Consider the following 18,129-nt stretch of genomic DNA (forward strand, 5'->3'; position numbering starts at 1 on the left):
AACGCCCGGCGAACCGGATCGATCGGCGCGGGAGACGGCTCAGGCCGGCTGACGCAGCTCTTCGAGCGCGGCGCGGTAGGCCGCGAGCGAGCGAGCCTCGCCCGGTGCCGTGATGAAGCTCTCACGGATGATGCCCTGCTGGTCGATGAGGAAGGTCGCGCGGTTCGCGAACCCCTTCTCCTGCAGGAACACCCCGTACTCCTTGGCGACCTGGCCGTGCGGCCAGAAGTCGGCGAGCAGCTGGAAGCCGTACTGCTCCTGCTCCGCCCACGCCCGCAGCGTGTGCTTGGAGTCGACGGAGATACCGACGAGCGTGACCTGGTCGTCCGTGAACAGGCTGAGGTTGTCGCGCAACTCGCACAGCTCCCCCGTGCAGGTCCCCGAGAACGCCAGCGGGAAGAAGACGAGGGCGACAGCCGAACTGCCGCGGAACTGACTCAACCTGACGAGTTCGCCGAACTGGTTCGCCAGTTCGAAGTCGGGTGCCAGGGTGTCGTTCTCGAGTGCCATGAGGGTCCTTTCAGGCGGGTTCGCCTGCTCCGGATCGCCCGAGCGGTGGACGGGTCCGATCCGGTCACACATCCTAACCCCGCACCGCAGCTGCACAAACCCGGAGGGGCGCGCCGCTCGGTCACCGTTCCCTGGGGTGACCGGATAGGGTGAAAGGTGGCGCCCGCGTCCATACCCATCAGGACGCATGGAGTTCACCATCACAACCCAGGCACGATCTGCCACGAGAGAAAGGTCGACGGTGACTGTTCACGACCAGGATCCATACTCGTCCAACCACGTAGACGCCGATCCTGAGGAGACGTCCGAGTGGAATGAGTCCCTCGACGCCCTCGTCGACGAACGTGGCCGCGGGCGCGGCCGCGACATCATGCTGAGCCTCCTCAAGCGCTCGAAGGAACTGCACCTCGGTGTGCCGATGGTGCCCACCACCGACTACATCAACACCATCGCCTCGGAGAACGAGCCCGACTTCCCGGGCGACGAGGACATCGAGCGCCGCTACCGTGCCTGGATCCGCTGGAACGCGGCCATGACCGTGCACCGCGCGCAGCGCCCCGGCATCGGTGTCGGCGGACACATCTCCACCTACGCGTCGTCGGCCGCGCTCTACGAGGTCGGCTTCAACCACTTCTTCCGCGGCCAGGACGCCCCGGGCGGTGGCGACCAGATCTACATCCAGGGCCACGCCTCCCCCGGCACCTACGCTCGCGCCTTCCTCGAGGGCCGCCTCAGCACCGACCAGCTCGACGGCTTCCGCCAGGAGAAGTCGCACGCGCCGCACGGGCTCTCCTCGTACCCGCACCCGCGCCTCATGCCGGACTTCTGGCAGTTCCCGACGGTCTCGATGGGTCTCGGCCCGATCAACGCGATCTACCAGGCGCACCTCGCCAAGTACGTCACGAACCGTGGCATCAAGGACGCCAGCGACCAGCAGGTCTGGGCGTTCCTCGGCGACGGCGAGATGGACGAGGTCGAGAGCCGCGGTCAGCTCCAGGTCGCCGCGAACGAGGGCCTCGACAACCTCAACTTCGTGATCAACTGCAACCTGCAGCGCCTCGACGGCCCCGTCCGCGGGAACGGCAAGATCATCCAGGAGCTCGAGAGCTTCTTCCGCGGCGCCGGCTGGAACGTCATCAAGGTCATCTGGGGCCGCGAGTGGGACGACCTCCTCAACCGCGACACCGACGGCGCGCTCCTCAACCTCATGAACGTCACGCCCGACGGCGACTTCCAGACGTACAAGACGGAAGACGGCGCCTACGTCCGCGAGAACTTCTTCGGCCGGGACGAGCGTGCCCTGAAGCTCGTCGAGGGCTACACCGACGACGAGGTCTGGAACCTCAAGCGCGGCGGCCACGACTACCGCAAGGTCTACGCGGCGTTCAAGGCGGCCAGCGAGCACAAGGGCCAGCCGACGGTCATCCTCGCGCACACCATCAAGGGCTACGGCCTCGGCCCGAGCTTCGAGGGCCGCAACGCGACCCACCAGATGAAGAAGATGACGCTTGACAACCTGAAGACCTTCAGGGACACGATGCGCATCCCGATCACCGACTCGCAGCTCGAAGAGAACCCCTACCTCCCGCCGTACTACCACCCGGGCGAGGACGACGAGGCGATCCAGTACCTGCACGAGCGTCGCCGCGCGCTCGGCGGCTACGTCCCCGAGCGTCGCAGCAAGTACACGCAGCTGAACCTGCCCGACGACTCCGCCTACGCGGCGGCGAAGAAGGGCTCCGGCACGCAGGAGATCGCCACCACCATGGCGTTCGTCCGACTGCTGAAGGACCTCCTCCGCGCCAAGGACTTCGGCAACCGGATCGTCCCGATCATCCCCGACGAGGCACGCACCTTCGGCATGGACGCGTTCTTCCCGAGCGCGAAGATCTACAACCCGAACGGTCAGCACTACACCTCGGTGGACCGCGAACTGCTCCTCGCCTACAAGGAGAGCCCGCAGGGTCAGATCGTGCACGTCGGTATCAACGAGGCGGGTGCCATCGCGGCCTTCTCGGCGATCGGAACCTCGTACTCGGTGCAGGGCGAGCCGCTCATCCCGGTCTACGTCTTCTACTCGATGTTCGGTTTCCAGCGCACCGCAGACGCCATCTGGGCGGCCGGCGACCAGATGACCCGCGGCTTCATGATCGGCGCGACCGCCGGTCGCACGACGCTCACGGGTGAGGGCCTCCAGCACGCCGACGGCCACTCGCTGCTCCTCTCCTCCTCGAACCCCGCGGTCGTGAGCTACGACCCGGCCTACGGCTACGAGATCGCGCACATCGTGCGGAGCGGTATCGAGCGCATGTACGGCGGCGAGCACCAGGACCCGAACGTCATGTACTACCTCACGGTGTACAACGAGCCGCTCGTCCAGCCGGTCGAGCCCGAGGGTGTCGACGTCGACGGCATCGTGCGCGGTATCCACCGCATCAGCACGAGCGACAAGCAGGGCCCGAAGGCCCAGCTCATGGCCTCCGGCGTCGCGGTCCCGTGGGCGATCGAGGCGCAGCAGCTCCTCGCCGACGACTGGGGTGTCTCCGCAGACGTCTGGAGCGTCACGAGCTGGACCGAGCTCCGTCGCGACGGTCTCGCCGCCGACCAGCACAACTTCCTGCACCCGCAGGAGGAGCGTCGTGTGCCCTACGTCACGGAGAAGCTGAGCGGTGCCGCAGGCCCGTTCGTCGCCGTGACCGACCACATGCACGCCGTGCCGGACCAGATCCGTCAGTTCGTGCCGGGCGACTTCGCGACGCTGGGGGCCGACGACTTCGGCTTCTCCGACACGCGCGCCGCTGCCCGTCGCTTCTTCAAGATCGACGGCCCGTCGCTCGTCGTCCGCACCCTCCAGCAGCTCGCTGCTCGAGGTGAGGTCGATGCGAGCCTCCCGCAGCAGGCCATCGACCGCTACCGCCTCCACGACGTGAACGCCGGCAACACCGGCAACGCGGGTGGCGAGAGCTGATTCCATCGCTACCACGGTGACGAAGACGAAGACGAAGGCCGAGACACTCGACTGGCTCCGCCGGATCTCGGGTGAGCTCGCGACCGCGACGCTCAAACGCCTCGAGGACACCCTTCCCTGGTACGCCGAGATGCCACCAGGCCGCCGCTCAGCGGTCGGCCTGGTGGCTCAGGCGGGCATCAGTTCGTTCATCTCGTGGTTCGACGATCCCCGGTCGACGCCGTGGATCGCCGCCGACGTGTTCGGGGCGGCTCCTCGCGAGCTGCTCCGTTCCGTCAGCCTGCAGCAGACGCTGCAACTCATCAAGGTCACCGTCGAGGTCGTCGAGGAACGCGTCGCGTCCGGAAGCGTCGACCTCCGCGAGGCGATCCTCCTCTACTCGCGCGACATCGCGTTCGCCTCGGCCGATGTGTACGCCCGTGCGGCAGAAGCCCGCGGACTCTGGGACGCCCGCCTCGAGGCCCTCGTCGTCGACTCGATCCTCAGTGGCGAGGCCGACGACGAGTTGCCCAGCCGGATCGCCGCCCTCGGGTGGCACGGTCACGGGGAGGCCTGCGTCCTGGTCGGGACGACCCCACGGGTGCTCGATGTCGACATGCTCCGCCGGACCGCCCGACACCTCGACGCCGACGTCCTCATCGGCGTCCAGGGCAACCGGCTCGTGCTCGTCCTCGGTCGCGCCGAGCTGCCCAGCACCGATTCAGGAGACGGTGAGCCCGTCGACGAGGTGGAACAGGCGGCCGCAGACGCCCGCACGAGCTCACAACTCACCTTCCTCGACATCGCCGCCAAGCTCGAGCACGGATTCGGTCCGGGGCACCTGGTGCTCGGTCATGCCGTGCCCTCGCTCATCGAGGCGTCACGGAGCGCGAAGGCCGCCCTCGCCGGGTTCGCCGTGGCGAAGTCCTGGCGTCACGCTCCTCGACCGGTCGCGGCGGACGACCTCCTTCCGGAGCGCGCACTCGCCGGCGACAACCTCGCGAAGACCACGCTCATCGAGCGGGTCTACCGCCCGCTCAAGGACTACTCCGGCGAGCTCGTGACGACGCTCTGGTGCTACCTCGACAACGGCCGCTCGCTCGAAGCGACGGCGCGCGAGCTGTTCGTGCACCCCAACACGGTCCGGTACCGCCTCAAGCGGGTCTCCGAGGTCATCGGCTGGGACGCGACGGGTGCCCGCGAGTCGCTCATCCTGCAGGCGGCCCTCATCCTCGGTGCCATCGCTGAGCCTGAGCAGTCCCGACGTCGGCTGACCTCCTGACGCTCGCTGGGCCGCTCGACCGGTTCGTGTTGTGGAGTCCACACAACACATTTTCCAAAGGTTCGTGGTGTTGCTCCACTGCTCGGCGTCCTCCGGTTGGCAGACTAGAGCGGTGATCGTCATCGCCTGCCCTGGACAGGGCTCCCAAACCCCCGGCTTCCTCGACCCCTGGTTGCAGGACGCCTCCGCGAAGGACGCGCTCGCGCGCTTCTCCGACGAAGCCGGACTCGACCTCGTCAAGCACGGCACCGTCTCCGACGCCGACACCATCCGCGACACCGCGGTGGCCCAGCCACTCATCGTCGCGGCCGGCATCGTCGCCTTGGACGCCCTGCGGAAGGCCCTCCCCACCGACGCCGCGCCGTTCGGCGGCATCGCCGGACACTCCGTCGGCGAGATCACCGCGGCCTACGGCGCCGGCATCCTCTCGGACAGCGACGCCATGAGCTTCGTGAGCGAACGCGCCGTGGCCATGGCCGAAGCCGCAGCCACCACCCCGACGGGCATGAGTGCCGTCCTCGGTGGCGACCAGGACGCCGTCGTCGCGCACGTCCGTTCCTTTGGGCTGGAGCCGGCCAACTACAACGGCGGCGGCCAGATCGTCGTCGCCGGCGCGCACGACGCCCTCGCCCGCCTCGCCGACGAGCCGCTCAAGGGCACTCGGGTGATCCCGCTGCAGGTCGCAGGCGCCTTCCACACGAGCTACATGCAGTCGGCCCGCGACTGGCTGGCCGGGGCGAGCCGCACGGTCGAGCCCCAGGATCCGACGCTCCGCATCTGGACGAACCACGACGGCACCGAGGTCACCTCGGGTACGGCGTTCTTCGACCTCCTCATCGGTCAGGTCGCCTCCCCGGTACGCTGGGACCTGTGCATGGACGCGTTCAGCGCCGCAGGGATCACCGGACTCATCGAGCTCGCCCCCGCCGGGGCGCTCACCGGACTCGCACGTCGCGGCCTGAAGGGCGTGCCGACGGTCGCCATCAAGACCCCCGACGACCTGCCGGCAGCCCTCGACCTCATCGCCCAGCAGTAGCGCAGACGGAGAACCAGTCAATGACCACCCCCACCCTCAAGCAGTCGCGCGGTCCCGAGTTCACCCGCATCCTCGGCCTCGGCGCAGCTCGCGGAGACCTCAGCGTCCCGAACGACGACCTCGTCGGTCCGATCAACTCGTCCGACGAGTGGATCCAGCAGCGCACCGGCATCGTCACCCGCACGAGGGCGTCCGCGGACGTCAGCGCCGTCGACCTCGCTGCCGAAGCCGGTACGGAGGCCATCGCGGCCGCAGGCATCTCGGCCGAGCAGGTCGACCTGGTCCTCATCGCGACGATCAGCAACGTCCAGCAGTCCCCGTCGATGGCGGCCGTCGTGGCCGACCGCGTCGGAGCGAACCCTGCTGCCGCCTACGACCTCAACGCCGCGTGTGCCGGATACGCCTACGCGATCGCCCAGGCCGACGCGCTCATCCGATCGGGCGCGGCCCACTACGCGCTCGTCATCGGCGCCGAGAAGCTGTCCGACATCGTCGATCCGACCGACCGGTCGATCTCGTTCCTCCTCGGTGACGGAGCAGGCGCGGCCGTCGTCGGACCGAGCGATTTCCCCGGCATCTCCCCCACGGTGTGGGGATCCGACGGCTCGAAGGCCGACGCCGTCGGCATGAGCGGCACGCTCACCGAGTTCCGCGACGGCACCGCCGCCTGGCCGACCCTGCGTCAGGAGGGCCAGACGGTCTTCCGATGGGCGGTCTGGGAGATGGCCAAGGTCGCCAAGCAGGCCCTGGAGGAAGCGGGCGTCGAGGCCTCCGACCTCGCGGCCTTCATCCCCCACCAGGCCAACATGCGCATCGTCGACGAGTTCGCCAAGCAGCTCAAGCTGCCGGAGACCGTCGTCATCGCGCGCGACATCGAGACCACCGGCAACACCTCGGCGGCGTCCATCCCGCTCGCCACCCACCGGCTCCTCCAGGGGCACCCCGAGCTCAGCGGCGGTCTCGCCCTGCAGATCGGGTTCGGTGCCGGACTGGTCTTCGGCGCTCAGGTCGTCGTCCTGCCGTAGCAGGACGCCCGACGCGACTACACTCGACTACGGTCAAACCTCACCCAAGGAGTAGAACAATGGCACTGTCCACCGAAGAAGTCCTCGCCGGCCTGGCCGAGCTGATCAACGACGAGACCGGCATCGCGACCGACACCGTCGAGCTGGACAAGTCGTTCACCGACGACCTCGACATCGACTCGATCTCCATGATGACCATCGTCGTCAACGCGGAGGAGAAGTTCGACGTGAAGATCCCGGACGAAGAGGTCAAGAACCTGAAGACCGTCGGCGACGCCGTCGACTTCATCGTCAAGGCTCAGGGCTAGTCCCAGCGCAGTGCTGAAGGGTCGGCCGGCAGTTGGCCGACCGGCCCTTCGGCGTTCGAGGCGGCTCGTCCGTCCGGACACGCGCTCGACCGCCGCAGGGCTCGGATCCCCTCGTCGTCTCCACAGAAGGTTTGACTGAATGACCACCAAACGCATCGTCATCACCGGCATCGGTGCCACCACTCCCCTCGGCGGCAACGCCACCGACTCCTGGGACAATCTCCTCGCCGGCAAGAGCGGTGCGAGCCGTCTTGAGCAGCCGTGGGCTGAGGAGCTCGAGCTGCCCGTACGCTTCGCCGCGCAGGCAGCTGTCCCCACCGCGGACATCCTCGATCGCCGTGAGGTCAAGCGCCTCGACCCGTCGAGCCAGTTCGCTCTGATCGCCGCGCGCGAAGCCTGGCAGGACGCCGGCGCTCCAGAGGTCGACCCGGAGCGACTCCTCGTCGACTGGGCCACCGGCATCGGCGGCGTGTGGACGCTCCTCGACGCCTGGGACACCCTGCGCGAGAAGGGCCCCCGCCGCGTCCTCCCCATGACCGTCCCGATGCTCATGCCGAACGGCCCGGCAGCGGCGATCGGCATGGACCTCGGCGCCCGAGGCGGGGAGCGCACCGTCGTCTCCGCCTGCGCTTCCAGCACCGAGTCGCTCGCCAACGCCTACGACCACCTCCAGGCCGGCCTCGCCGACATCGTCGTGGCCGGTGGCTCCGAAGCCGCCATCCACCCGCTCCCGCTCGCGTCCTTCGCTGCGATGCAGGCGTTGTCCAAGCGCAACGACGACCCCGCCATCGCCTCGCGTCCCTACGACGTCGACCGCGACGGCTTCGTCCTCGGTGAGGGTGCTGCGGCGCTCATCGTCGAGACCGAGGAGCACGCCAAGGCCCGTGGCGCCCGCATCTACGCCGAGCTCCTCGGTGGTGCGGTGACGAGCGACGCCTACCACATCACCGCTCCCGACCCCGAGGGTTCGGCTGCGGCCCGCGCCATGCGTGCGGCCGTCGAGAACGGCGGCGCGTCGCTCGACGACGTCGTGCACGTCAACGCACACGCCACGAGCACGCCTGTCGGCGACATCGCGGAGTACAACGCGCTGCGTCGGGTCTTCGGTGCCCACCTCGACGACATCGCCGTGACGGCGACCAAGGCCTCGACCGGCCACCTCCTCGGCGGCGCGGGTGCCATCGAAGCGGCCTACACGGCGCTCGCCCTGCACCACCGGGTCATCCCACCGACCATCAACCTCGACAACCAGGACCCGGAGATCCCGCTCGACGTCGTCACGACGCCGCGTGAGCTCGGGTCCGGCGACCTGCTCGCCATCAGCAACTCGTTCGGGTTCGGCGGCCACAACGCGGTCGTCGCGTTCCGGAGCTACTGAGCCGTCCGCGACGGAGACGACGACGGGTCGTGGTGCATGCACCACGACCCGTCGTCGTCTACTGACCAGGGTGCCGCCGTTTCGTCACCTCGTGTCTGCCGGGAGTGTCACCGACCTCGCACGGTCCACGCCACGTGGGCACCCTGTCGTCTGTGAAGTTGTCTCGCATGCGCGGTGCCGCCGCGCCGGCGGGGCCGGATCAGCCCACGTTGTGCAGCCAGATGACGGAGGACCCGTCGCCGGCGTGACGGAACGGCTCGAGTTCGTCGTCCCATGGCTGTCCCAGCGCGACGCGGAGTTCGCGCTGGAGTTCGGCGGCGTTCCCGGCGCCGACCTCCATGGCGTACCTGATGCGATCCTCCGGGACGACGACGTTGCCGATGCTGTCGGTCTGTGCGTAGAAGATCCCGAGGTCGGGCGTGTGCATCCAACGGGCACCGTCGACGCCCTGGGCCGGGTCTTCACTCACCTCGTAGCGGAGGTGCTCCCACCCGCGCAAGGCTGAGGCGAGTGCGGCTCCGGTACCGTGCGGGCCTTCCCAGAAGACCTCGGCACGCTGCGCGCCACGGAGGATCGGCTGGTCTTCCCAGTCGAAACTGATGGCACGGCCAAGAGCGCGACCTGCCGCCCATTCGAGGTGCGGGCAGAGCGCGCGAGGCGAGGAGTGCACGAACAGCACACCCTTCGTCATCGGTGTCGACATGATTCCTCCACTGCGTCCGGGTGCGTCTTCCCCAACGACCCATGCAGTGTGATCCATGTCGGTGTCCGGCTGACCGGACCTCCGTGTATGCAGTTGTTCGACTCGCGCCGATACGAGCATTATGCCCCATGACCTGGAGGAATGACAACCGTGTCGTTCCCAGTACGCTGGATCGGGAGCCGGTCCGGACCGAGGGCCATCCAGGATGGAGCGGTGATGCACGAGGCCCTGGCGATCGACATCGGCGGCACGAAGGTCGAAGCGGCCGTCGTCGACGCCGAGGGACGAATCATGCCCGGCACCCGGTTCCGCGGTCCGACGGGCGCCGCGGCCACCCGCGAGGAGCTCGTGGCGTCGATCCTCCAGACCGCCGAACGGAGCGTCGAGGCCCATGGCGGGCCGGTGTCCGGAGTCGGGATCGGTTCGGCCGGCCCCATCGGCAGGACCGACGGCACCGTCTCGCCGATCAACCTCCCCCGACTCGCCGACTTCCCCGTCGTGGCGGAGGTCCGGCGCTTCACGTCCGGTCCGGTGGAACTCCGACTCGACGGCACCTGCATCGCCCTGGCCGAGCACTGGCAGGGCGCACTCCGCGGAACCGAGAACTGTATGGGCATCGTCGTCTCCACCGGGATCGGTGGCGGGATCATCCTCGGATCCCGACTCGTCCCCGGCACCTCGGGCAACGCCGGCCACCTCGGACAGATGCAGCTCCGCCGACGCGAACCGGATGCCGTCGGCACGCCCTGGACGTTGGAGGGCATCGCGTCAGGGACCGCGACGGTCGCCTGGGCGCGCGCCCAGGGATGGACCGGCGCGACGGGCGAACAGCTCGGGGCCGACTACGCAGCGGGAACGGAGATCGCGATTCGCGCCGTCCGACGTTCCGCCGAGGCCGTCGGCGAAGCCCTTTGCAGCATCACCACCCTGCTCGACCTGGAACGCGTCGCGATCGGCGGCGGCTTCTCGCGGGTCTCGCCCGACTACCTCGACCTCGTCCAAGAGGCTGCGACCGCGGCTGCGCTGCACACCTACGCCAGTGAGCTGCGCGTGGTCCCGGCCGGGCTCGACGCCGACGGGCCGCTCATCGGCGCCGCCGCCCTCGTCCTTGCGGACTGAACGCGCACGTCCCGATCCGGAACGCCACCGGTCCCCGAGCCGCCCCATCCCGGTCCCTGAGCAACCCCGCACCGGTCCCTGAGTAACCCCGCACCGGTCCCTGAGCTTGTCGAAGGGCCCCTTCGACAAGCTCAAGGACCGGATATCGGTAGGGCGGGTGGGACTTGAACCCACGCATCGTTCGGTTATGAGCCGAATGCCTTAACCAGCTTGGCTACCGCCCCGCGCGGAACCCAGTGTACCGAGTGGCCTGCCGGGCGGGAGTCAGTCCGCGGATTCCTGGCGGTCTGCGGTCGCCGTGTGACGCTCGGTCGTCGGGTCGACGACCTGCTCGCCGCGGTAGAGCGCTTCGAAGGTGTCGAGCGTGCGCTCGATGTCGTGTGCGGAGACGAGCTCCAACGATGCGTCCTGCATCCGGCGGTACTCCTCGGGCGAGGCGCCGAGTACCGTGGCGAGCCGCTCGGCCAGAGCGTCGACGTTGCCCGGCTCGAACAGGTACCCGTTGACCTGATCGTGCACGAGGTGGGGCAGCGCCATGGCGTCGGCCGCGACCACCGGGAGACCGGAGGCCATGGCCTCCATCGTCGCGATGCTCTGCAGCTCGGCGATGGACGGCATCGCGAAGACGGTGGCGTTCGTGTAGGCCTGCTTCACCTCATCGTCGGACACCTTGCCGAGGAATCGGACGCGGTCACCGATGCCGAGCTGCTGGGTCAGCTGCTCGAGGTTCTTCGCCTGGTCGCCGCCACCGATGACGTCGACGTGGGCATCGAGTTCCTTCGGGAGTTTCGTGAGCGCACGAAGGAGCACGTCGATCTGCTTCTCGCTCGTGATGCGACCCACGAAGAGGATGGTGTTCCGTTTCCGCGGTTCGAACGACGGCGTGTACTGTCCGGCCTCGATCCCGCAGGAGATCGCGTGCACACCGTTCAGGCCCGTGAACTGCTCCAGGAAGTCGGCGGCCTTGCGCGTCGGGGTCGTCACGGCGAAGGCACGATCGAAGACCCGACGGGCGGCAGCCCACTGCGTCCGGACGAGCCACTCCTGGGTGCGCTTGGGGATGACGGTGAAGTCGAGGATGTTGTCGGGCATGATGTGGTTCGTCGCCACCATGCGGATGCCGCGTTGCTCGGCCTCGATCGAGAGACCACGGCCCACCACGATGTGCGACTGCAGGTGCACGACGTCGGGCTTCACGCGGTCGAGGATCTTCCGGGCGTTCCGTCGCATCGACCACGGCATCGCGAAGCGCAGCCAGTCGTGCGGGTACCACCGGAGACTGAAGAGGCGGTGCGCCGTCATCGTCTGACCCTCGTGGGTCTCCTTCCACGTGCCGAACTTGCGCGAGCCCGCGGGCGCGACGATGTGGACGTCGTGGCCTCGGCGGACGAGTCCGGCCGCAAGGCGCTCGGCGAAGCGTGCGGCGCCGTTCACGTCGGGCGAGAAGGTGTCGGCGCCGATGACCACCCGCAGCGGCTTGTGGGTGTCGGCGCTCGGCGTCGTGCTGGACGCCTTCGCGAGGTGCTGGTCGTCGGGAGAAGTCAAGGTATCGGTGATTCCTCTGTGCTTGGCCAGTGATGTGAGGGGTGCGGGCGGTCGCTCACGACCCTGATGCGGCGCGGAACGCCATGCTCAAGCATACCTGCAGCCCGTTCGGGCTCCAGGGCTCAGGCGGGCGCGTCGCCGGTCGCGAGGGCCTTCGCGGCTGCTGCGGCCGCCGGCGTCTGGCTCACCTGTGGGTGATGGCGAGCGAGCTGGAAGACCCCCCACACGGCGATCGCGCCGGCCACGACGAAGCCGAAGCCCGCCCAGAACGGTGCGTTGCTCGCCTCCCCCAGCACGATGATGCCGATGCCGACCGCGATCATCGGATCGATGACGGTGAGGCCCGCGATGACCAGGTCGGGAGGCCCCGAGGAGTAGGCGGTCTGCACGAAGTAGCCGCCGAGCGCACTCGCGGCGACGAGGCCGAGCCCGCAGAGGACCGTGAGCCAGTCGAAATCGCCCTGCTGCAGCCGTCCGATGATGACCTTGGCGAGCGTCGCGACGAAGCCGTAGAGCACGCCGGTCCCGACGATGTAGAAGATGGCCGTGAAGCGGGAGCGGAACACCATGAAGCCGAGCCCGAACACGACGAGCACGACACCGAGCATCACCAGGATCGTGACGAGCTCGACCTCGGTGATCCGATGCTCGCCCGTGAAGACCGCCGCGATCGTCACGAACAGTCCGACGCCGCCGACGCAGGCGACGATCGCGACGACCGATCGACGGTTCAACCGGACGCCGCTGATCCTGCTGTTCACCACCGCCGTGATGACGAGCGCGACCGCACCCAACGGCTGGACGAGGGTGATCGGTGCGAGGGACAGGCTGCCGAGCTGGAGCACGATCGCGAGCCCGAGCATCACCGTTCCGGTCACCCAGGACGGCCGACTGAGCAGCGCCAGGAGCTGAGCGACGTTGAGCCCCGATGTCGCGTCGGTGCCGCTCGACGACTCGACCTTGGCCACGCCCCGGTGCTGCAGCTGCGCGCCGAGCGAGAGGAAGACAGCGCCGAGGAGCGCGAACGGGATACCGAGGAGCTGCGAGGGGTTGCGGGTGAAGTCGTCCGCGAGGTCGGCGATGTCGATGGCGGAGGGGATCACCCGTCGAGGGTACCCCGCGGTGCCGCCGATCCCGGCGCGGCAGGCCGAGCCCAGCGGATAGGCTCGAGCAATGGCAATTCTCGAGATCTGTGTGACCGGTGACCCGGTGCTCCACTCCGTCGCCCGGCCGGTCACCACGGTGGACGACGATCTTCGTCGGCTCGTCGCCGACATGTACGAGACCATGGACCTCGCTCCCGGCGTCGGACTCGCGGCCCCGCAGGTCGGCGTCCCGCTCCGCCTCTTCGTCTACAGCTACGAGGACGACGACGGCCAGCCGTGGCGTGGCGTCGCGATCAACCCGGTGCTGTGGATCAGTCCCCCGCCGGTGGGCGAGCTCGACGAGGAGGCCGAGTCGGAGGGCTGCCTCTCCGTCCCCGGCGAGCGGCACCCGCTCCGTCGCGCGGAAGCAGCCATGCTCACCGGGACCGACCTCGAGGGCGACCCGGTCGAGCTGCGGGTCGTCGGCTGGCGCGCACGCATCCTGCAGCACGAGTTCGACCACCTCAACGGTGTGCTCTACGTGGACCGCCTCGAACTGCCACACTCGCGCCGGGCGGCGAAGGCGATCCGCAAGGCTGGCTGGGGCGTCCCCGGGATCTCCTGGCTGCCGGGTCGCGACGACCTCGAGGGCTGAACCAGCTCGACGGACACGACGCCGGCACGATCGATACGGCGTCACCTCGACAGGCGCAGGGTGTCCGGACATGCAACGAGGCCCGAAGAGTGGAGTCTTCGGGCCTCGTTGTCCAGTCTACGGCGTCCCCGCCGGTTTCGTGAAACCGGCCGCCAACGACGAATCCCTCGGTCCTGATGGACCGAGGGATTCTGTACAGCTCCTCGAGTTGGACTCGAACCAACAACCTATCGATTAACAGTCGATTGCTCTGCCAATTGAGCTATCGAGGAATACGAGCTTCGACCGGCCGGACGGATCCGGCCTCTGCGTTGCAGCGCGTATCTACTGTAGCAAAGGATTCGCAGACGCCAAATCGACACGCGATCAATCGATGCCGACGGCCTCGGGCGTCTCGTACTGGGTCTCGGTGCCGCCCGACTGGGCGAGCGCCGCGAGGAACTCGTGCGGCGGATCGGCGAGCATCGCGTCGATCGGGCCGTAGCCAACGACCCGCGACTGGTGGAGCGCCAGCACGTCGTCGGTCACCTCGCGGAGCATGGCGAGGTCGTGTGTCACGACGATGACCGTACCGCCGTCGCGTCGGAACCCGTCGAGCAACTCGGTCACCGTGTGCCGGACCGTGATGTCGATGCCGGCCGTCGGTTCGTCGGCGATGAACACCTTCGGGCCGAGGACGAGGGCGCGCGCGATGGCGATCCGCTGCCGCTGACCACCACTCAGCTCGTACGGGTACTTGTCGAGGCTGGAGAGCGGCATCTGCACGGCGTCCAGCAAGGTGGCGACCCGGACGCCGAGCGCCTGCTCGCTGAACTTCTTGTCGCGCGCCAGGACCGGTTCCGAGATGAGCTCCGTGACGGTGAGCTCGGGCTTCAGGTGCGCACCGGCCTCCTGCTCGAGCAGCGACACCTCGAACGTGAGCTTCGTGAGTTCTCTGCGGCCCACCTTGCGCATGGAGCGACCGAGCGTGCTCACGTCGCCGCCGGACACGAACGGACGGGAGTCCGCTCCGGTCAGGTGGCGTCCGGACAGCACCCGCAGGAGCGTGCTCTTCCCCGATCCCGAGCTGCCGATGACCCCGAGCGAGCCGCCGACGGGCAGCTCGAAGCTGATGCCGTCCAGCGCTCGATTGCTCGGACTCACGCCGTGCGCGGCGTAGTCGACGCTCAGATCACTCGCCCGGACCGCGGGGCCGTCCTGCTCTGGGTGCTTCATGAGACCTCTCCTTCCGGTGCACGGGAGCCACCGGATCGCCATCGAGTGTATCCGGCGATCCCGGCGGGGCCACGTGCCACGCTCGGTGGAGGCAGACCGCGTCAGGCCTCGGCGCGGAGCGCTCGCCGTTCCGCCTCGACGTCTGCAAGCTGCCGGGTGATCTCCCGATGCGACTCGTCGCGGGGGTCGGTGCGACGCAACGACCCGAGCAGCGCCGCCTTCCGGCCGAGGAGGTCGCGGTCGATCAGCGCCCGCGCGATGTCCCGGACATAGCTCGGCAGCTTCTCCTCGTTCGTCTCGGGCAGTGGGGACACTCCGAGCTCGCGTACCAGTCCGTCGAAGCCGGGTGGGACCTGTGCGATGACGGTCTCGAGCCAGGCGTTGGTCCCGAGTTGGTCGAGGCTCACACTCATGGCGTCGCGCACCACGGCGAGGGAACTGTTGGCGACCGAGCTCTGGACCGCGCGCTCCAGCATGGGGCGTTCGAGGTGCTGGGGCAGCTGCAGGATCGCACGGAGGGCGTCTTGCTCGAGGCGCGTCGACGGGTCCTTGGGCAGGTCGTTGAGCGAGGCCTGTCGCTCGCGCGGCGGCTCGGCAGCGGGTGCGCCGGGGCCCTGCTGGCGGGCGTCTCGTGCGGAGTTCTGCGAGCCTCCTGCGGCGGCACCGCCGGCAGCCCGCACGGCGCGGGCCACCTCGTCGAGTTCCATGCCGAGCTGCTTCGCGAGCACCCGGGTGTACCCGGGACGGAGCGAGGGGTCGCGGATCTCGGCGACGACCGGCGCGGCCGCACGGAGTGCGCCGACGCGACCCTCGACCGTCTCGAGGTCGAAGCCCGCCAGCGTCCGCCGGATGATGAACTCGAACATCGGCTCTCGGCCGTCGACGAGTTTCCGGATGGCGCCGTCGCCGCGGTTGAGCCGGAGGTCGCAGGGGTCGAGGCCGTCGGAGGACACCGCGACGTACGTCTGGGCGGAGAAGCGCTTCTCCTCACCGAACGCACGCGTCGCGGCCTTCTGCCCCGCCTCGTCAGGGTCGAAGGTGAAGATGACCTCACCGCTGGCGGAGTCGTCGCCCATGACGCGGCGGATCATCTTGATGTGGTCGACCCCGAACGAGGTCCCGCAGGTCGCCACCGCGGTGGTCTCCCCCGCCAGGTGGCAGGCCATGACGTCGGTGTACCCCTCGACGACGACGACCCGCTTGCCGCGCGAGATGTCGCGTTTGGCGAGGTCGAGGCCGTAGAGGACCTGGGCCTTGTGGTAGATCGCCGTCTCCGGGGTGTTGAGGTATTTCGGACCCTTGTCGTCGTCGCGGAGGCGCCGGGCGCCGAAGCCGAGCACCTGCCCGGTCGTGTCGCGGATGGGCCAGATGAGGCGTCCGCGGAACCGGTCGTAGACCCCGCGGTCGCCGCTCGACACGAGTCCGGCCGCGAGCATCTCCTCGTCGGAGAATCCGCGGGACCGCAGCGCCTTCATGAGGTGGTCCCAGCCGACAGGCGCGAACCCGATCCCGAAGTGGTCGGCGGCGGCGGCGTCGAAGCCGCGTTCGCCGAGGAACCGCCGCCCGAGGTCGGCGTCGCCGTCGTGGAGCTGCTGCTGGAAGTACTCGGCGGCAGCCTGGTTGGCGGCGAAGAGGCGAGCCCGGTTGCCGTGATCGACCTTGCCGCCGCCCTCCTCGTAGCTGAGCGGGTACCCGATGCGCTGCGCGAGACGTTCCACCGACTCCGCGAACGTCACATGGTCCATCTTCTGCAGGAAGCTGTAGACGTCGCCGCTCTCGCCACAGCCGAAGCAGTGGTACAGCCCGACCGTGGGGCGCACATGGAAGCTCGGACTGCGTTCGTCGTGGAAGGGGCACAAGCCCTTCAGCGAGCCGACGCCGGCGGACTTCAGCGAGACGTAGTCGCCGACGACGTCGCCGATGTTGGTGCGTGCCTTGACCTCTTCAACATCGCTCTGTCGAATCCGTCCGGCCATGCTTCGATCCTAGTCTCGTGCGTCCATCGTCCATCCCTGAGGGGCTCCGCGCAGCGGAGTCGGAGACCCGCTCCCGTGTGGAGGAGCGTCAGGCGCCGACGTGCCGTTCGTGCCAGGAGAGGGCGCTCTGATCGGTCAGGCTCGCGATCTGGTCGACGACGACGCGACGGCGTTCCGCGTCGGACCCGGCTGCCCGCCAGTCCGCCGCGAAGCCGACGTCGAGTGCCGACTCACCGAGCGCGAACACCGCGTCCGACAGTTCGATGAGGATCTCGCGCTGCCGGACGTACAGCGGCTGGCGGGAGTCGCTGTACATCACGAACGCGGCGACGATCCCCTTGAGGAGGGCGATCTCGGCCTGGATGCCATGGGGCACCACGACGTCGGCACCGAACCGCACGAGGCTGGCCTGCGGGAAGGCCTCCCGCGTCGCCGCGGTCGCCGCACCGGCGAACCGACCGATCATCTGGCTCGTGAAGTTCTTGAGCCGACCGAGGTCGCGCCGGGAGCCGTCCCAGGCGGTGATCCAGGTGTGCGAGGACTGCAGCCGGTCGAAGGCGGCGGCGAGGTCGTCATGGGTGAAGTCGTCGCCGGCCCAGGACAGTGCGGTGTCGATGAGGCGATCGTGTCCTGCGCGCGCGTTCAGGAACGCCGGGTCGATGTACTCCCCGACGACGGCGTCCTCGAAGTCGTGCACGGAGTAGGCGATGTCGTCCGCGAGGTCCATGACCTGCGCCTCGACGCAGCGGACGCGCTCGGGAGCGCCGGCTCGCAACCAGCGGAAGGCCGCGGAGTCCTCGTCGAAGAACCCGAACTTGGCGCGACCACCGGGATCCGGCACCGACTGGGCGGCCGGCCACGGGTACTTGCAGCTGGCGTCGAGGCTCGCGCGCGTGAGGTTCAGACCGTACGGCTCGCCGTCGGGACCGAAGACCTTGGATTCGAGGCGCGTGAGGATCCGCAGGGTCTGGGCGTTGCCCTCGAACCCGCCGATCGCGGCGGACCAGTCGTTGAGCGCTCGTTCGCCGTTGTGACCGAACGGCGGGTGACCGAGGTCGTGTGCGAGGCACGCCGTGTCGACGACGTCCGGAGCGAGGTCGAGGCTGGCGGCCAGCTCTCGACCGACCTGAGCGACCTCGAGCGAGTGCGTCAGCCGGTTCCGGGCGAAGTCGACACCGCTCGTCGGGCTGAGCACCTGGGTCTTTGCGGCGAGTCGCCGCAGGGCACTGGAGTGCAAGAGCCGTGCACGATCGCGCGCGAAGTCGGAGCGTCGCGTCGAGTGGTGCTCGGGCATCCAGCGTTCTTCGTCGTGCAGGGTGTAGCCGTCCCGGTCCATGGAGACGCT

Annotated in this window: 15 protein-coding genes and 2 tRNA genes; 8 read left to right on the forward strand and 9 right to left on the reverse strand. The window is 68.8% G+C overall.

Annotated features, from left to right (window positions below; translation table 11 throughout):
* Window positions 1-39: 39 nt before the first annotated feature.
* Window positions 40-510, reverse strand: a complete 471-nt coding sequence (locus HOW07_RS01980) for a peroxiredoxin (protein ID WP_064293656.1) — start codon at window positions 508-510, stop codon at window positions 40-42.
* Between the two features lie 241 nt (window positions 511-751).
* On the opposite strand from HOW07_RS01980, the gene aceE reads away from it, so the two are divergent.
* From aceE to HOW07_RS02010, 6 genes are all read left to right on the forward strand, one after another.
* A complete protein-coding gene (gene aceE / locus HOW07_RS01985; RefSeq protein ID WP_079002358.1) occupies window positions 752-3,478 on the forward strand; it encodes a pyruvate dehydrogenase (acetyl-transferring), homodimeric type in 2,727 nt (908 codons plus the stop codon).
* A gap of 16 nt (window positions 3,479-3,494) precedes the next feature.
* The gene (locus HOW07_RS01990) at window positions 3,495-4,739 is read left to right on the forward strand and encodes a helix-turn-helix domain-containing protein (RefSeq protein WP_175115950.1); all 1,245 of its coding nucleotides are present in this window, start codon (window positions 3,495-3,497) and stop codon (window positions 4,737-4,739) included.
* Between the two features lie 112 nt (window positions 4,740-4,851).
* Window positions 4,852-5,775 carry an ACP S-malonyltransferase gene (locus HOW07_RS01995; RefSeq protein ID WP_071260780.1) on the forward strand — a complete coding sequence of 308 codons (924 nt, stop codon included), beginning with the start codon at window positions 4,852-4,854 and terminating at the stop codon, window positions 5,773-5,775.
* Window positions 5,776-5,795: 20 nt separating this feature from the next.
* The gene (locus HOW07_RS02000; RefSeq protein ID WP_175115951.1) at window positions 5,796-6,800 is read left to right on the forward strand and encodes a beta-ketoacyl-ACP synthase III; all 1,005 of its coding nucleotides are present in this window, start codon (window positions 5,796-5,798) and stop codon (window positions 6,798-6,800) included.
* A 59-nt stretch (window positions 6,801-6,859) separates the two neighbouring features.
* A complete protein-coding gene (locus tag HOW07_RS02005; protein WP_056006457.1) occupies window positions 6,860-7,108 on the forward strand; it encodes an acyl carrier protein in 249 nt (82 codons plus the stop codon).
* A 139-nt stretch (window positions 7,109-7,247) separates the two neighbouring features.
* Window positions 7,248-8,486: a beta-ketoacyl synthase gene (locus tag HOW07_RS02010; RefSeq protein WP_071260783.1), complete on the forward strand. Its 1,239-nt coding sequence runs from the start codon at window positions 7,248-7,250 to the stop codon at window positions 8,484-8,486.
* Window positions 8,487-8,685: 199 nt separating this feature from the next.
* Here HOW07_RS02010 and HOW07_RS02015 read toward each other — a convergent pair whose 3' ends face one another.
* Entirely contained in the window at window positions 8,686-9,189 is a 504-nt protein-coding gene (locus HOW07_RS02015; RefSeq protein WP_064293650.1) for a DUF3145 domain-containing protein, read from the reverse strand.
* Between the two features lie 216 nt (window positions 9,190-9,405).
* Here HOW07_RS02015 and HOW07_RS02020 point away from each other — a divergent pair, with 216 nt between their 5' ends.
* On the forward strand, window positions 9,406-10,308 hold the full coding sequence (locus HOW07_RS02020) for an ROK family protein (RefSeq protein WP_175116483.1): 903 nt from the start codon (window positions 9,406-9,408) through the stop codon (window positions 10,306-10,308).
* A gap of 149 nt (window positions 10,309-10,457) precedes the next feature.
* On the opposite strand, the gene HOW07_RS02025 is transcribed toward HOW07_RS02020, so the two are convergent.
* From HOW07_RS02025 to HOW07_RS02035, 3 genes are all read right to left on the reverse strand, one after another.
* Window positions 10,458-10,532, reverse strand: a tRNA-Ile gene (locus HOW07_RS02025).
* Between the two features lie 40 nt (window positions 10,533-10,572).
* A complete protein-coding gene (locus tag HOW07_RS02030; RefSeq protein WP_217485077.1) occupies window positions 10,573-11,853 on the reverse strand; it encodes a glycosyltransferase in 1,281 nt (426 codons plus the stop codon).
* A 122-nt stretch (window positions 11,854-11,975) separates the two neighbouring features.
* A complete protein-coding gene (locus HOW07_RS02035; RefSeq protein WP_371743551.1) occupies window positions 11,976-12,956 on the reverse strand; it encodes a DMT family transporter in 981 nt (326 codons plus the stop codon).
* Between the two features lie 70 nt (window positions 12,957-13,026).
* On the opposite strand from HOW07_RS02035, the gene def reads away from it, so the two are divergent.
* The gene (def, locus tag HOW07_RS02040; protein ID WP_175115952.1) at window positions 13,027-13,593 is read left to right on the forward strand and encodes a peptide deformylase; all 567 of its coding nucleotides are present in this window, start codon (window positions 13,027-13,029) and stop codon (window positions 13,591-13,593) included.
* Between the two features lie 199 nt (window positions 13,594-13,792).
* Here the strand turns inward: def and HOW07_RS02045 are convergent.
* The 4 genes from HOW07_RS02045 to HOW07_RS02060 form a co-directional block, all read right to left on the reverse strand.
* Window positions 13,793-13,865: transfer RNA gene (locus HOW07_RS02045), tRNA-Asn, on the reverse strand.
* 94 nt (window positions 13,866-13,959) lie between these two features.
* The gene (locus tag HOW07_RS02050) at window positions 13,960-14,808 is read right to left on the reverse strand and encodes an ATP-binding cassette domain-containing protein (protein ID WP_064293646.1); all 849 of its coding nucleotides are present in this window, start codon (window positions 14,806-14,808) and stop codon (window positions 13,960-13,962) included.
* A gap of 101 nt (window positions 14,809-14,909) precedes the next feature.
* Window positions 14,910-16,784 carry a DNA primase gene (gene dnaG, locus HOW07_RS02055; RefSeq protein WP_175115953.1) on the reverse strand — a complete coding sequence of 625 codons (1,875 nt, stop codon included), beginning with the start codon at window positions 16,782-16,784 and terminating at the stop codon, window positions 14,910-14,912.
* A gap of 88 nt (window positions 16,785-16,872) precedes the next feature.
* On the reverse strand, window positions 16,873-18,120 hold the full coding sequence (locus tag HOW07_RS02060; protein WP_085511054.1) for a deoxyguanosinetriphosphate triphosphohydrolase: 1,248 nt from the start codon (window positions 18,118-18,120) through the stop codon (window positions 16,873-16,875).
* Window positions 18,121-18,129: the final 9 nt, after the last annotated feature.

Origin of the sequence: Plantibacter sp. MCCC 1A11337, assembly GCF_013349365.1 — a bacterium.
Taxonomy (GTDB): domain Bacteria; phylum Actinomycetota; class Actinomycetes; order Actinomycetales; family Microbacteriaceae; genus Plantibacter; species Plantibacter flavus_A.